A 15,340-nucleotide genomic window follows, 5' to 3' on the forward strand; every position below is an offset into this window, starting at 1 on the left:
GTCCCGTCTCGTGGACTGCGACGGCTTGCGCCGCCGCGGCGGGGCCCTTATGTATGCGCGACGTCCCAGGTAGCCGTGCCCGCCGCGCGATGACCCGCTCCAGCCGCCAGCTCGATTCCCGCGCACGCCACCTGCTGCGGACCCTGATCGCCCAGTACGTGCGCGACGGCCAGCCCGTGGGCTCGCGCACGCTCGCCGAGTCCTCGGGCCTGGACGTGAGTCCCGCGACCATCCGCAACATCATGAGCGACCTGGACGAGATGGGGCTGGTGCAGGCGCCGCACACCTCGGCGGGGCGCGTTCCCACCGTGCAGGGCTACCGCGTCTTCGTCGACAGCCTGCTGCAGGTGAAGCCGCTGGGCGAGGGCGAGATCGCGCGGATGCGCGCAAATCTGCCGGCCGGCGCGGGCACCCAGGCCCTGCTCGGCAACGTCTCGGACATGCTCTCGGCCATGAGCCGCTTCGTGGGCGTGGTCACGGTGCCGCGGCGCGCGCAGTTCGCGTTCCGCCACATCGACTTCGTGCCGGTGGACGGCAACCGCGTCCTCGCCATCCTGGTGTTCACCGACAACGAGGTGCAGAACCGGCTGTTCGAGACGCGCAGGCCCTACGGCCGCGACGAGCTCGAGCAGGCGGCCAACTACCTCAACGCGCACTTCGCCGGGCGCACGCTGGCGGAGATCCGCGCCCAGCTGCTGCGCGAGCTGCGGGAGACCCGTTCGGCGATGGAGCGGACGCTCTCGGCCGCGGTCGAGCTCTCCGAGCACGCCCTGAGCGGGGACGACGAGGACATGCTCGTGGCGGGACAGACCCGGCTGATGGGCCTGCAGGACCTGTCCGACCTCGACCGGCTGCGCGAGCTGTTCGAGGCCTTCTCCAGCAAGCGCGAGATCCTCCAGCTGCTGGAGCGCACCCAGAAGGCGCAGGGCGTGCGCGTCTTCATCGGCGAGGAGGCCGGCCTGCCGTCCCTCGGCGGCTGCACGGTGGTGACCGCACCCTACGCGGCCGAGGGCCAGGTGCTCGGCGTGCTGGGCGTGATCGGGCCCACGCGCATGGCCTACGAGCGGGTCATCCCCATCGTGCAGGCGACGGCGGACGTCCTCGGCGCCGCGATCCAGCCCGGGCGCGCCGCCGGGGCTTGAAACGCACCGTTGCGTCCGCATGTGGCGCTCCGGGGCGCGGCGACATGCCGTGCCGCGACACAGACACGGCCTACAGGACGCACCGAATGCAGCATCCCGAGAACGAGCAGGGCGCACGCACGCCCTACGACGATATCCCCAAGGACCAGGAGAACGCCGCCGAGCAGGCCGGTCTGGCGGAGGATGCCGCCGCGGGCCTGGCCGCCGCGCGCGAGGAGATCGCGCGGCTGCGCGAGGACGGCCTGCGCGAGCGCGCCGAGCTGGAGAACCAGCGCCGCCGCATGAGCCGCGATCTGGAGCAGGCGCGCCGGTTCGCCAACGAGCGCCTGCTCGCCGAGCTGCTGCCGGTCTTCGACAGCCTCGAGGCGGGACTCGCAGCGGTGCCGGAGGCGGGCCCCGTGCGCGACGGCCTGGAGCTGACCCTGCGCCAGTTGCAGAAGGTCACCGGCGAGCACGGCCTGAGCGTGGTCGATCCCGCCGGCCAGCCGTTCGATCCGGAGCACCACCAGGCGATCGGCGTGGTGGACCCCGCCGGGCATGCGCCCAACACGGTGGTGCAGGTCGCGCAGAAGGGCTACGTGCTCAACACGCGCCTGCTGCGCCCGGCGCTGGTGCTGGTGGCGCGCGACGGCGACTGAACCGGCGCGCGGCAGCGCCCGCGGCAGGGCGCTCCGGCGCTTGAACCCGTGAAGGCGGCCCCCAGATCCGGGGGCAGAACAGGCGGCCGCGGTCGCCCAGCTTTTCAAAGACATCCGGTATTCGGCGACGGCCTGCGTGCCGTCCATGCACTTCGAGGGAGCACTCACATGGGCAAGATCATCGGCATCGACCTGGGCACGACCAATTCGTGCGTCGCGGTCATGGAGGGCGGCAAGGCCAAGGTCATCGAGAACAGCGAGGGCGACCGCACCACGCCGTCCATCATCGCCTTCACCAAGGACGGCGAGGTGCTGGCCGGCGCCTCGGCCAAGCGCCAGGCGGTCACCAACCCGAAGAACACCTTCTACGCCGTCAAGCGCCTGATCGGCCGCAAGTTCGAGGACGCCGAGGTCCAGAAGGACATCGGCCTGGTCCCGTACGCCATCGTCAAGCACGACAACGGCGACGCCTGGGTGCAGTCGGCCGAGGGCAAGAAGATGGCCGCGCAGGAGATCTCCGCGCGCGTGCTGGAGAAGATGAAGAAGACCGCCGAGGACTACCTGGGAGAGAAGGTCACCGAGGCCGTCATCACCGTCCCGGCCTACTTCAACGACTCGCAGCGCCAGGCGACCAAGGACGCCGGCAAGATCGCGGGCCTCGAGGTCAAGCGCATCATCAACGAGCCCACCGCGGCCGCGCTGGCCTACGGCCTCGACAAGAAGGGCGGCGACCGCAAGGTCGCGGTCTACGACCTCGGCGGCGGCACCTTCGACGTGTCGATCATCGAGATCGCCGAGGTCGACGGCGAGAAGCAGTTCGAGGTGCTGGCCACCAACGGCGACACCTTCCTCGGCGGCGAGGACTTCGACAAGCGCGTCATCGACTACCTGGTGGACGAGTTCCAGAAGGACCAGGGCATCGACCTGCGCAAGGATCCGCTGGCCCTGCAGCGCCTGAAGGACGCGGCCGAGCGCGCCAAGATCGAGCTGTCCTCGTCGCAGCAGACCGAGGTCAACCTGCCGTACGTCACCGCCGACGCCTCGGGCCCCAAGCACCTCAACATCAAGCTGACCCGCGCCAAGCTCGAAGCGCTGGTGGACGAGCTGGTCCGCCGCACCATCGAGCCCTGCCGCATCGCGCTCAAGGACGCCGGGCTGCGCGCCTCGGACATCGACGAGGTCATCCTGGTCGGCGGCCAGACCCGCATGCCGAAGGTGCAGGCGGCGGTGGCTGAGTTCTTCGGCAAGGAGCCGCGCAAGGACGTCAACCCGGACGAGGCGGTCGCCATCGGCGCCGCGGTGCAGGGCGGCGTGCTGGCCGGCGACGTCAAGGACGTGCTGCTGCTCGACGTGACCCCGCTGTCCCTGGGCATCGAGACCCTGGGCGGCGTGTTCACCAAGATCATCGAGAAGAACACGACCATCCCGACCAAGGCCTCGCAGGTGTTCTCGACCGCCGAGGACAACCAGTCCGCTGTGACGGTGCACGTGCTGCAGGGCGAGCGCGAGCAGGCCCGCTTCAACAAGTCGCTGGCCAAGTTCGACCTGTCGGGCATCGACCCGGCGCCGCGCGGCATGCCGCAGGTCGAGGTGTCCTTCGACATCGACGCCAACGGCATCCTGCACGTGTCGGCCAAGGACAAGAAGACCGGCAAGGAGCAGAAGGTCGAGATCAAGGCCGGCTCGGGTCTCTCCGAAGAGGAGATTCAGCGCATGGTCGCCGACGCCGAGGCGCACCGCGAGGAGGACAAGAAGTTCCAGGAGCTGGTCGCCGCGCGCAACGGCGCCGACGCCCTGATCCACTCCACGCGCACCGCCATCGCCGAGCACGGCGAGAAGGTGGGCGGCGAGGTGATCGCCCGCGCCGAGGCCGCGCTGTCCGAGCTCGAGAGCGCCATGAAGGGCGACGACAAGGCGCAGATCGAGGCCAAGTCCAAGGCGCTCGAGGAGGCCGCGCAGTCGCTGTACGCGGCGGCCGCCGCTTCCGCGCAGACCGGCACCAGCGGCGATGCCGCCAGCGGCCCGAACCAGGGCGGCGTGGCCGACGACGTGGTGGACGCCGAGTTCACCGAGGTCAAGGGCGACGACAAGAAGTCCTGAGCGCAGGACACGGGGAAGCGGCCGTGGGACCGGTAGCGGAGGCTTCCGGTCTCCGGTCCATGTTCTGCAGCCAACAGTAGGTATCGAAGCCATGCACATCCTGCCGCCGGAGGCTTCTGGCTCCGGGTCCCGGACCCCGAGTCCCGCACCATGACCAAGCGCGACTACTACGAGGTGCTGGGCGTCAGCCGCACCGCCTCCGACGACGAGCTCAAGAAGGCCTACCGCCGCCTGGCGATGAAGCACCACCCGGACCGCAATCCGGGCAACGCCGAGGCGGAAGCGGCCTTCAAGGAGGCGAAGGAGGCCTACGAGGTGCTCTCCGACGCCGGCCGGCGGCGCGCCTACGACCAGCACGGCCACGCGGCCTTCGAGCACGGCATGGGCGGCGGCGGTGCCGCCTACGGCGACGTGGGCGACATCTTCGGCGACATCTTCGGCAGCATCTTCGGCGGCGGTCGCGGCAGCCGCGGTCCGGCGCGCGGCGCCGACCTGCGCTACGTGCTCGACATCGACCTGGAGGAAGCGGTCGCGGGCGTCGAGCGCGAGATCGTGGTGCCGAGCCTGGTCGGCTGCAGGAGCTGCGGCGGCTCCGGCTCGGAGGACGGCGCGGTCGAGACCTGCGGCACCTGCAGCGGCATGGGCCAGGTGCGCCTGCAGCGCGGGATCTTCTCGGTGCAGCAGCCGTGCCCGACCTGCGGCGGCCGCGGCAAGGTCATCAAGAATCCCTGCCGCCGCTGCCACGGCAACGGCCGGGTCGAGGAGGACAAGACCCTGCAGGTCAGGATCCCGCCGGGCGTGGACACCGGCGACCGCATCCGCCTGCAGGGCGAGGGCGAGGCCGGGCCGCCCGGCGCCGCCAACGGCGACCTCTACGTGGAGATGCGGGTGCGCGAGCACCCGATCTTCCAGCGCGACGGCGACGACCTCTACTGCGAGGTGCCGATCCGCTTCTCGCAGGCGGCCCTGGGCGCGGTGATCGAGGTGCCGACGCTGACCGGTGCGGCGGAGATCCGCCTGCCCGCCGAGACGCAGACCGGGAAGATGTTCCGCCTGCGCGGCAAGGGCGTGAAGTCCGTGCGCAGCGCCGCCCCCGGCGACCTGATGTGCCGCGTGGTGGTGGAGACGCCCGTCAACCTCACCGCAGAGCAGCGGCGCCTGCTCGAGGAGTTCGAGGCGACCTTCGAGGGCGAGCACGCGCGCCGGCACTCGCCGAAGTCGAGCACCTTCCTGGACGGCGTGAAGTCCTTCTGGGAACGCATGACCTCCTGATGCGGCACCGGGCGCCACGCCCGGTTTCGCTTGTCGGTTCGCGGAGCGGCGGCTAGCCTTCCGCGATGCGCGACGACAGCCCGATCCGACTTCTCATCCACGGCGCCAGCGGGCGCATGGGCCAATCCATCGTGCGCCTGCTGCACGGCGACGGCCGCTTCGCGCTGGTGGCGCTGGTGGCGCGCAGCCCGGTGCAGGCGCCGGACGGGGTCGAGGTGCTGGCGCCCGACCGGCTCGACGCCGCGCCCGAGTTCGATCTCGCGATCGACTTCAGCCTGCCCGAGGCGTTCGACGCCATCCTCCACGTCTGCCACGAACGCCGCTCGGCGCTGGTGAGCGGCACCACCGGCCTCGCGCCGGCGCAGTGCGCGGCGCTGGACGCCGCGGCGCTCGACATCCCCGCACTGTGGGCGGCGAACTTCAGCCTGGGCGTCGCCGTCATGGCCGCACTGGCGCGTCGTGCCGCCGCGGCGGTGCCGGGCTGGGACTGCGACATCGTCGAGGCTCACCACGTACACAAGAAGGACGCGCCCTCCGGCACCGCACTGGCGCTGGGCGCGGCGGTGGAGCAGGGGCGCGGGCGGGAGCCGGCCTACGCGAGCCTGCGCGCCGGCGACATCGTCGGCGAGCACACCGTGCAGTTCGCCACCGCGGGCGAGCGCATCGAGCTGGTCCACCGCGCCACCAACCGCGACATCTTCGCCCGCGGCGCGATCGAGGCGGCCGCCCGGCTCGCCCAGCAGCCGCCGGGCCAGTACCGCTTCGCGGACCTCATGTTCCCCGGGCTCGACTGAGCCCGGTCCGCGGCGTGCGTGGAGAGGAGTGAGAAGCGAGGACGCCTGTGCCGCGTTTGCGCGGCCTGCTCCTTCTCCGCCAGGCAGGATTCTGCCTTGGGGTGAACGCGAAGCGCCCAGGGAACCAGGGCGGTCGCCCAGCCTTTCCCGCTCCTGATTCTCGCTCCTTGCCTGAAGGTCGTGAACGGCGGCCGCGGGGCGATGTCATCCGGTCGTCATGCCGCTGGCGTGAAGCCCCCGCGCCCGCTAGAATTCCGGCTCGCCGTAACCCCCTACCTCGACCCGCCCGGATCGGTTCCTGACGCCGCATCCGCGGGTTTTCGCGCATCCAAAGGCAGCGCGGCGAGGCCCAGCCTGGCGAGACCCCAAGTGACCCAACCCGCAATCCTCGCACTCGAAGACGGCAGCGTATTCGAGGGCGTCTCCGTCGGCGCAGCCGGCAGCCGTGTCGGCGAGGTGGTGTTCAACACCGCCATGACCGGCTACCAGGAAATCCTGACCGATCCCTCCTACGCGCGGCAGTTGGTCACGCTGACCTATCCGCACATCGGCAACACCGGCTGCACCGACCAGGACAACGAGTCGTCCCGGGTCTGGGCCTCCGGCCTGATCTGCCGGGACGTGCCGCGCCGGCCCTCGAACTGGCGCAGCCAGCTGTCGCTGCCCGAGTGGCTGCGGAAGAACGACACCGTCGCCATCGCCGACATCGACACCCGCCGGCTCACCCGCCTGCTGCGCTCGACCGGCGCGCAGAACGGCTGCCTGGTGGCGGGCGAGGGCATCGATGCCGACGCCGCCGTGGAGGCGGCGCGCAAGTTCCCCGGCCTGAAGGGCATGGACCTCGCGAAGGAGGTCGGCGTGCGCGAGCGCTACACCTGGACCGAGGGTCGCCTCGACATGGACACCGGCACCTTCGCGCAGAGCGAGGGCCGCTTCCACGTCGTCGCCTTCGACTACGGCGTCAAGACCAACATCCTGCGCATGCTCGCCGAGCGTGGCTGCCGCATCACCGTGCTGCCGCCGCAGACCCCCGCGTCCGAAGCGCTGGCGCTGCAGCCGGACGGCATCTTCCTGGCCAACGGCCCCGGCGATCCGGCGCCGTGCGATTACGCCATCGCGGCCATCCGCGAGGTGCTCGCGGCGAAGGTCCCGACCTTCGGCATCTGCCTCGGCCACCAGCTGCTGGCGCTCGCCGCCGGCGCGCGGACGGTCAAGATGAAGCACGGCCACCACGGCGCGAACCACCCGGTGATCGACCTCGACACCGGCCGCGTGATGATCACCAGCCAGAACCACGGCTTCGCGGTGGACGAGACGACGCTGCCGCCCAACGTCCGCGTCACCCACCGCTCGCTGTTCGACAACACCAACCAGGGCATCGCCTTGACCGACGCACCCGCCTTCGGCTTCCAGGGCCACCCCGAGGCCAGCCCGGGCCCGCAGGACGTGGCCGGCATGTTCGACACGTTCGTTTCGATGATGGAGGCCCGCTGAGATGCCGCGTCGCACTGACATCCAGACCATCCTCGTCATCGGCGCCGGCCCGATCGTCATCGGCCAGGCCTGCGAGTTCGACTACTCCGGGGCGCAGGCCTGCAAGGCGCTCAAGGCCGACGGCTTCCGCGTGGTGCTGGTCAACTCGAACCCCGCCACGATCATGACCGACCCGGAGACGGCCGACGCCGTCTACATCGAGCCGATCAACTGGCGGACGGTCGAGAAGATCATCGCCAAGGAGAAGCCCGACGCGCTGCTGCCGACCATGGGCGGCCAGACCGCGCTCAACTGCGCCCTCGACCTCGCCGACAACGGCGTGCTCGAGAAGTACGGCGTCAAGCTGATCGGCGCGTCGCGCGAGGCCATCCGCACCGCCGAGGACCGCGAGCTGTTCCGCGTGGCGATGGGCGAGATCGGCCTGGAGTGCCCGAAGGCCGAGGTCGCCAAGACCTTCGAGCAGGCGGTCGAGATCCAGGCCAAGGTCGGCTTCCCGACCATCATCCGCCCGAGCTTCACCCTCGGCGGCTCGGGCGGCGGCATCGCCTACAACCGCGAGGAGTTCGAGGAGATCGTCAAGCGCGGCCTGGAGCTGTCGCCGGTGCACGAGGTGCTGGTCGAGGAGTCGGTGCTGGGCTGGAAGGAGTTCGAGATGGAGGTGGTCCGCGACACCGCGGACAACTGCATCATCGTCTGCTCGATCGAGAACCTCGACGCCATGGGCGTGCACACCGGCGACTCGATCACGGTGGCGCCGGCGCAGACCCTGACCGACAAGGAGTACCAGCGCCTGCGCGACGCCTCGATCGCCGTGCTGCGCAAGATCGGCGTCGACACCGGCGGCTCGAACGTGCAGTTCGGCATCAATCCGAAGAACGGCCGCGTGGTCGTGATCGAGATGAACCCGCGCGTCTCGCGCTCCTCGGCGCTGGCCTCCAAGGCCACCGGCTTCCCGATCGCCAAGGTCGCCGCCAAGCTCGCGGTGGGCTACACGCTGGACGAGCTGAAGAACGAGATCACCGGCGGCCTGACCCCGGCCTCGTTCGAGCCGTCGATCGACTACGTCGTCACCAAGATCCCGCGCTTCGCCTTCGAGAAGTTCCCGCAGGCCGACGCCCGCCTCACCACGCAGATGAAGTCGGTCGGCGAGGTCATGGCGATCGGCCGCAGCTTCCAGGAGTCGGTGCAGAAGGCCCTGCGCGGCCTGGAGACCGGCAAGGTCGGCTTCGACCCCACCGGCATCGATCTGGGCACGGAGGAGGGCATCGCCACCCTCCGGCGCGAGCTCAAGGAGCCGGGCGCCGAGCGCATCTTCCACCTGGCCGACGCCTTCCGCGCCGGCATGAGCGTCGAGGAGGTGTACGCGCTGTCCTTCGTCGACCCGTGGTTCCTCGACCAGATCGAGGAGATCGTGCATCTGGAGCAGGCGGTGGCCGCGGACGGCCTGGCCGCGCTCGACGCGCGGCGGCTGCGCACGCTCAAGCGCAAGGGCTTCTCGGACGCGCGCCTCGCCCAGCTCGTCGGCACCGACGAGGCCGCGGTGCGCGCGCTGCGCCACGCCTTCAAGGTGCAGCCGGTGTACAAGCGCGTGGATTCCTGCGCCGCCGAGTTCGCCACCGACACCGCCTACCTCTACTCGACCTACGAGGAGGAGTGCGAGGCCAACCCGTCCGACCGCCGCAAGATCATGGTGCTCGGCGGCGGCCCCAACCGCATCGGCCAGGGCATCGAGTTCGACTACTGCTGCGTCCATGCCGCGCTCGCGCTCCGCGAGGACGGCTACGAGACCATCATGGTCAACTGCAACCCGGAGACGGTCTCCACCGACTACGACACCTCCGACCGCCTGTACTTCGAGCCGCTGACGCTCGAGGACGTGCTCGAGATCGTCGCGCTGGAGAAGCCCGAGGGCGTGATCGTGCAGTACGGCGGGCAGACCCCGCTGAAGCTGGCGCGCGCGCTGGAGGCCGCGGGCGTGCCCATCGTCGGCACCTCGCCGGACTCCATCGACCTCGCCGAGGACCGCGAGCGCTTCCAGCAGCTGGTCGAGAAGCTCGGCCTGGAGCAGCCGCCGAACCGCACCGCGCGCACCGCCGAGGAGGCCCTGGTGCTCGCCCGCGAGATCGGCTACCCGCTGGTGGTGCGTCCGAGCTACGTGCTCGGCGGCCGTGCGATGGAGATCGTCTATTCCGACGCGGACCTCGCCCGCTACGTGCGCGATGCGGTGAAGGTGTCGAACGACTCGCCGGTGCTGCTCGACCGCTTCCTCGACAACGCGGTCGAGGTGGACGTGGACATCATCGCGGACAAGGACGGCAAGGTCCTGATCGGCGGCATCATGGAGCACATCGAGGAGGCCGGCGTGCATTCCGGCGACTCCTCGTGCTCGCTGCCGCCGTACTCGCTGTCCAAGGGCATCCAGGACCGGCTGCGCGAGCAGGTGGCCCAGCTCGCCAAGGGCCTGAACGTCGTCGGGCTGATGAACACCCAGTTCGCGATCCAGGACGAGACGATCTTCATCCTCGAGGTGAACCCGCGCGCCTCGCGCACGGTGCCGTTCGTGTCCAAGGCGATCGGCCGCCCGCTGGCCAAGATCGCCGCGCGCTGCATGGTCGGGCAGACGCTCGCCGAACAGGGTGCGACCGAGGAGATCGTGCCGGGCTACCACTCGGTGAAGGAGGCGATCTTCCCGTTCGCCAAGTTCCAGAACGTCGATCCCATCCTCGGCCCGGAGATGCGCTCCACCGGCGAGGTCATGGGCGTGGGCCGCGGCTTCGCGCAGGCCTTCGCGCGTGCGCAGGAGGCGGCCAGCATCCGCGCGCCGCAGGTCGGCAAGGCCTTCGTCTCGGTGCGCGACCCCGACAAGGCGCGCCTGCTGCCGGTGGCGCAGGAGATGGTCCGCCGCGGCTACCAGCTCGTGGCGACCACCGGCACCGCCGCCTACCTGCGCGAGCAGGGCGTGGCCTGCGAGGTCGTGAACAAGGTGGTCGAGGGCCGCCCGCACATCGTGGACCTGATCAAGAACGGCGAGATCGTGTACATCGTCAATACGACCGAGGGGCGGCAGGCCATCTCCGACTCGTTCTCGATCCGTCGCGAGGCGCTGCAGCACCGGGTGACCTATTCCACGACGATCGCCGGCGCGCGCGCGCTGGTCCAGTCGCTCGATCATCGCGGCGAGGGCGAGGTCGCCTCGCTGCAGGAACTGCACAAGGAGTTGCACGGATGACCACACGCATCCCGCTGACCGCCGCAGGCGCCGCGCGCCTGCGCGCCGAACTCGACGAGCTGACCCGGGTGAAGCGCCCGGCCGTCATCGCCGCCATCGCCGAAGCCCGCGAGCACGGCGACCTCAAGGAGAACGCGGAGTACCACGCGGCCCGCGAGCAGCAGGGCTTCATCGAGGGGCGCATCAAGCAGCTCGAGGGCGACCTGTCGCACGCCGAGATCATCGATCCCGCCAAGCTCAACCCGGGCGGCAAGGTCGTGTTCGGCGCCACCGTGGTGCTGGCCGACGTGGAGACCGACGAGGAGAAGACCTACCAGGTGGTGGGCGACCTCGAGGCCGACATCAAGCAGAACCGCATCTCCATCTCGTCGCCGCTGGCGCGTGCGCTGATCGGCAAGGAGGCGGGGGACACGGTCGTGCTCGACGCGCCCGGCGGGCAGCGCGAGTTCGAGCTGGTGGACGTCCGCTACGACACCTGAGCGCCGCGCGCGCGATGCTGACCCTGCTGCTTCCGCCGGCCGCCCGGCTCGGCGGCGCCCTCGGGCGCGACGCGGGCCTGCGCCTGGCCCGGGCCGACCGCGGCCCGGCCGGGCGCGAGGGCTTCCGTGCGCAGCTCGAACGCCACTTCGAGCTGCTCCCGCGGGGCTGGCCGATGGCCGCGCTCACGCGGCAGCAGGACGCGGGCGACGCGGGGGGGCAGGTCTGGCTGCGCGCCGATCCGGCGCACGTGCGGGTCGAGATCAACGGCGGACGCCTGCTCGCCTGCGGCGGCTTCGGCCTGGCGCCGGCCGAGGTGGAGGACCTGCTGCGTCCGCTGAAGCCGCTGTTCGGCGATGCGGGATGCCCGATCTCCGCGCCGCATCCCGACCGCTGGTACCTGATGCTGCCGCCCGGGACGCCGCTGCCGGCGTTCTCGGAGCCGGATGCGGCGCTGGGCGACGAACTGCTCGACCATCTGCCCGAAGGCCCTGAGGGGCGCCGCTGGCGCGCCCTGATGAACGAGGCGCAGATCGTGCTGCACAACCATCCGCTCAACGCCGCGCGCGCCCAGCGCGGCCTGCCGGCGATCAACGCGCTGTGGTTCTGGGGCGGCGGCGTGCTGCCCGACGCGGTGCGCAGCCAGGCCGGGCACGTGCGCAGCGGCGATGCCGAACTGCGCGCGCTGGCGGCCGCGGCCGGCCTGCGCCTGGACGATGCGGCGGATGCCGGCGACGCGCTGCTGGACCTGCGCGGCGTGCGCGACGCGGGCGAGCTCGAACGCGACTGGCTGGCGCCGGCGTTCGCCGCCCTCGATGCAGGGGACCTCGACACGCTCGTGCTCGACCTCGCCGACGGCCAGCGCTGGACGCTGCGCCGCGGCCAGCGCTGGCGGCTGTGGCGCCGGCGGCCCGCCGCGTTCGCGTCCTGAGACCATCGGGGTGAGCGCAGCGCTTCGCATCCGCCGACGGGTGGTGCCGCCGCACGGGCCGTGGGTCTCCACCCACCCGGTGCTGCAGCGGATCTACGCCGCGCGCGGTGCCTGCGACGAGGCCGCCGCGGAACTGCGGCTGGCGCGCCTGCATGCGCCCGACAGCCTCGGCGGCCTCGACGCGGCGACCGGCCTGCTCGCCGACGCCATCGAGAACGACCGCCACATCGTCGTCGTCGGGGACTTCGACTGCGACGGCGCCACCGGCACCGCGGCCGCCGTGCTCGGCCTGCGCGCGCTCGGCGCGCGCCGCGTGTCCTATCGCATCCCGCATCGCGTGGAGCACGGCTACGGCCTGTCGCCCGCGCTGGTCGAGGACCTCGCCGCGCTGGCGCCCGACCTGCTGCTCACCGTCGACAACGGCATCGCCTGCCTGGCCGGAGTGGCGGCGGCCCGCGCGCGCGGCTGGCAGGTGGTCGTCAGCGACCACCACCTGCCGGGCCCCGCGCTGCCGGAGGCCGACGCCATCGTCAATCCGAACGCGCCCGGCTGCGGCTTCCCGAGCAAGTGCGTGGCCGGCGTCGGCGTCGTGTTCTACCTGCTGCTGGCGCTGCGCCGCGTCCTGCACGGGCGCGGCCGCTTCGCGGGGCCGCCGCCGGATCTGGCCGAGCTGCTGGACCTGGTCGCGGTCGGCACCGTCGCGGACCTGGTGCGCCTCGACTACAACAACCGCGTGCTGGTCGCCGCCGGCCTGCGTCGCCTGCGCGAGGGGCGCTGCCGCCCGGGGCTGCGCGCCCTGGCGGAGGTCGCCGGGCGGCCGCTCGCGCTGCTCTCCGCCACCGACATCGCCTTCGCACTGGCGCCGCGGCTGAACGCGGCGGGGCGCCTGGAGGACATGAGCGTCGGCGTGGAATGCCTGCTCGCCACGGACCCCGACCACGCCCGCCAGCTCGCGGCGGTGCTCGACGGGATCAACGGCGAGCGGCGCGCCCTGCAGCAGCAGATGGTGGACGAGGCCGACGCGCTCGCCGCGGCGGTGGCGCTCGATGCGGGCGCACTGCCGCCGGCGCTGTGCCTGTACGACCCGGGCTGGCACCCGGGCGTCGTGGGCCTGGTGGCCTCCAAGCTCAAGGAGCGCCTGCACCGGCCGGTGATCGCCTTCGCGCCGGTGGAGCCGGGCAGCGACGCGCTGCGCGGCTCGGCGCGCTCGATTCCCGGCTTCCACATCCGCGATGCGCTGGCGGCGGTGGACGCGCGCTGCCCCGGGCTGATCCCGCGCTTCGGCGGACACGCCATGGCCGCCGGCCTCTCGCTGCCGCAGGCGGCGCTGCCCGCGCTCGCCGAGGCCTTCATCGGCCACGCGCAGGAGACCCTCGACGCCGCGCTCCTGCAGCGCGAACTGGAGAGCGACGGGCCGCTGGACCCGCAGGACTTCTGCCGCGAACTCGCGGAGCTGCTGCGGGCGGCCGGACCCTGGGGGCAGGGCTTCCCGGAGCCGGTCTTCGACAACGAGTTCGAGGTGCTCGACGTGCGGGAGCTGGGTGGCGGCCGCCACCTGCGCCTGCGCCTGCGGCTCCCGGGTTCGCCGGTCACGGTCACAGGGCTCCGCTTCGGCTGGGACGGCACCATGCCGCCCGGGCGCGTCCGCGCGGCCTTCCAGCTGGACACCGACGACTACCGCGACCGGCGCGACATCCAGCTCCTGCTGCGGCACATCGAGCCGGCCTGAGCGGGCGGTCCCTGCGGCCGCCTGTCGCGGGTTTCATCTTCGTGATGACGGAGTGACGATATCGGCGGAGAATGGCAGGGTGCCGCATCCCGCGGCCTCCGGCCGCGGGCCGGCACGATCAAGAACAAGGACAGGACGTGCGAATTCCGATGCTCTCCCCGCTGGTGCTGGCACTGGCGATCGCCCATGGCGCACAGGCCGCGCCGCTCACCGACGTGCGTCCGCAGGACCTGCGCCTGGATGTCGACGCGCGTGGCGAGATCACCACCGCCAACCGTATGAACCTCTCGGACGGCAGCCGCAGCGCGGTGTTCCGCGTGCGCCTCGCGGCGGGACAGGCGGTGCGCCTCGAGCTGTCCGGCTCCCTGCGCGGCCGCCTCGCCGTGCTCGACGACGGCACCTTCGTCGCGGGCGCCGAGGGACGTGGCCTGACCTACCGTTCCGAGCGCGGCGGCGAAGTGCTGGTCGCCGTCAGCGGCGCCGACGGCGACGCCTACGGGCCCTTCGTCCTGCGGGCGACGGAGCAGGCGACCTATGCCGGCGGTCCGCTGCGCCCGGGCATGGACGTCAGCGACTGGATGCAGGGGGGCGGCAGCAAGCACTACGTCCTGGAGATCGCGGAACCGGCGCTCTACACCATCGACATGGCATCGACCGAGTTCGACTCCGTGCTGGAGCTGTCCGGTCCGTCCGGGCGCTTCAGCGACGACGACAGCGGGGAGGGCAGCCTCGACGCCCGCATCACGGCGGTCCTCGAACCCGGCACCTATGCCCTGGAAGCCAAGTCCTACGGCTCGGGCGGCGGCCAGTTCAGCCTGACGATCGCCGAGCGGGCGTTGCCCGAAGGCGTCTCGCTCCAGGGCGGCGGCGTGCTGCCCCTGGACGGCAGCACCGTCACGGGCTTCGCGACCCAGAGCGGCACCGAGTACACCCTGACCCTGTCCGAGCGCGCCGCACTCACCGTCGACATGCGCAGCAGCGAGGTGGACTCCTATCTGGAGCTGAGCGGCGAGGGCGTATCGATCAACGACGACGACGGCGGCGACGGGCTGGATGCGCGCATCGGCACCGTGCTCGGGCCGGGCACCTACACCGTGAAGGCCAGGAGCTTCAGCAACGACGCCGGCATGTTCACGCTCTCGGCGACGCTCGGCGAGGTGCCGGCCGACATCGGCGGCGGCGAACTGCGGGTCGGCACGCCGCACGAGACGATCCTGATGCCCGGGGCGAGGGATGCGTACAGCTTCAGCATCCGGCGCGCCGGCAACTACGTGATCGACATGACCTCGGACGCCATCGACAGCATGTTGAGCCTGCACCGCGACGGCGAGGAGATCGCCAGCGACGACGACGGTGGCGACGGGCTGAACTCGCGCATCTCGATGCGCCTGGAGCGCGGCAGCTACACCCTGTACGCGCGCGCCCTGGGCTCGCGGAGCGGTGCCTACACGGTCTCGGTCCGCGCCGAGTGATGCGGCGCCGGACGCGGCGCTCCGTCGCCGCGTCCGGCCCGACGCTCTGGTATCCTTCGCGG

General features: G+C 71.6%; 11 protein-coding genes. All 11 read left to right on the plus strand.

Going from position 1 to position 15,340, the window contains the following annotated elements; translation table 11 throughout:
• The first annotated feature begins 89 nt into the window (after nt 1-89).
• On the plus strand, nt 90-1,142 hold the full coding sequence (gene hrcA, locus ACFO3Q_RS05395; RefSeq protein WP_377003606.1) for a heat-inducible transcriptional repressor HrcA: 1,053 nt from the start codon (nt 90-92) through the stop codon (nt 1,140-1,142).
• A gap of 86 nt (nt 1,143-1,228) precedes the next feature.
• Nucleotides 1,229-1,780 (plus strand): nucleotide exchange factor GrpE, encoded by a 552-nt coding sequence (grpE, locus tag ACFO3Q_RS05400; RefSeq protein WP_377003607.1) that lies wholly within the window; start codon nt 1,229-1,231, stop codon nt 1,778-1,780.
• A 168-nt stretch (nt 1,781-1,948) separates the two neighbouring features.
• Nucleotides 1,949-3,880, plus strand: coding sequence for a molecular chaperone DnaK (gene dnaK, locus ACFO3Q_RS05405; RefSeq protein WP_377003608.1), 1,932 nt, complete (start codon nt 1,949-1,951; stop codon nt 3,878-3,880).
• A gap of 150 nt (nt 3,881-4,030) precedes the next feature.
• Complete coding sequence (dnaJ, locus tag ACFO3Q_RS05410) at nt 4,031-5,152, plus strand: molecular chaperone DnaJ (RefSeq protein ID WP_377003609.1); 1,122 nt, start codon at nt 4,031-4,033, stop codon at nt 5,150-5,152.
• Nucleotides 5,153-5,217: 65 nt separating this feature from the next.
• On the plus strand, nt 5,218-5,946 hold the full coding sequence (gene dapB, locus ACFO3Q_RS05415) for a 4-hydroxy-tetrahydrodipicolinate reductase (RefSeq protein ID WP_377003610.1): 729 nt from the start codon (nt 5,218-5,220) through the stop codon (nt 5,944-5,946).
• 369 nt (nt 5,947-6,315) lie between these two features.
• Entirely contained in the window at nt 6,316-7,440 is a 1,125-nt protein-coding gene (gene carA, locus ACFO3Q_RS05420) for a glutamine-hydrolyzing carbamoyl-phosphate synthase small subunit (protein ID WP_377003611.1), read from the plus strand.
• 1 nt (nt 7,441) lies between these two features.
• Nucleotides 7,442-10,669 (plus strand): carbamoyl-phosphate synthase large subunit, encoded by a 3,228-nt coding sequence (gene carB / locus ACFO3Q_RS05425; RefSeq protein ID WP_377003612.1) that lies wholly within the window; start codon nt 7,442-7,444, stop codon nt 10,667-10,669.
• Nucleotides 10,666-11,148, plus strand: a complete 483-nt coding sequence (gene greA, locus ACFO3Q_RS05430; protein WP_377003613.1) for a transcription elongation factor GreA — start codon at nt 10,666-10,668, stop codon at nt 11,146-11,148. The genes carB and greA overlap by 4 nt, the downstream gene beginning before the upstream one ends.
• 14 nt (nt 11,149-11,162) lie before the next feature.
• Complete coding sequence (locus ACFO3Q_RS05435) at nt 11,163-12,077, plus strand: phosphoglycerate mutase (RefSeq protein WP_377003614.1); 915 nt, start codon at nt 11,163-11,165, stop codon at nt 12,075-12,077.
• A 10-nt stretch (nt 12,078-12,087) separates the two neighbouring features.
• Nucleotides 12,088-13,806, plus strand: coding sequence for a single-stranded-DNA-specific exonuclease RecJ (gene recJ / locus ACFO3Q_RS05440; RefSeq protein ID WP_377003615.1), 1,719 nt, complete (start codon nt 12,088-12,090; stop codon nt 13,804-13,806).
• 137 nt (nt 13,807-13,943) lie between these two features.
• The gene (locus ACFO3Q_RS05445) at nt 13,944-15,278 is read left to right on the plus strand and encodes a hypothetical protein (RefSeq protein ID WP_377003616.1); all 1,335 of its coding nucleotides are present in this window, start codon (nt 13,944-13,946) and stop codon (nt 15,276-15,278) included.
• Nucleotides 15,279-15,340 lie beyond the last annotated feature (62 nt).

It is taken from the genome of Coralloluteibacterium thermophilum (assembly GCF_042654365.1).
Classification (GTDB): Bacteria; Pseudomonadota; Gammaproteobacteria; order Xanthomonadales; family Xanthomonadaceae; genus Coralloluteibacterium; species Coralloluteibacterium thermophilum.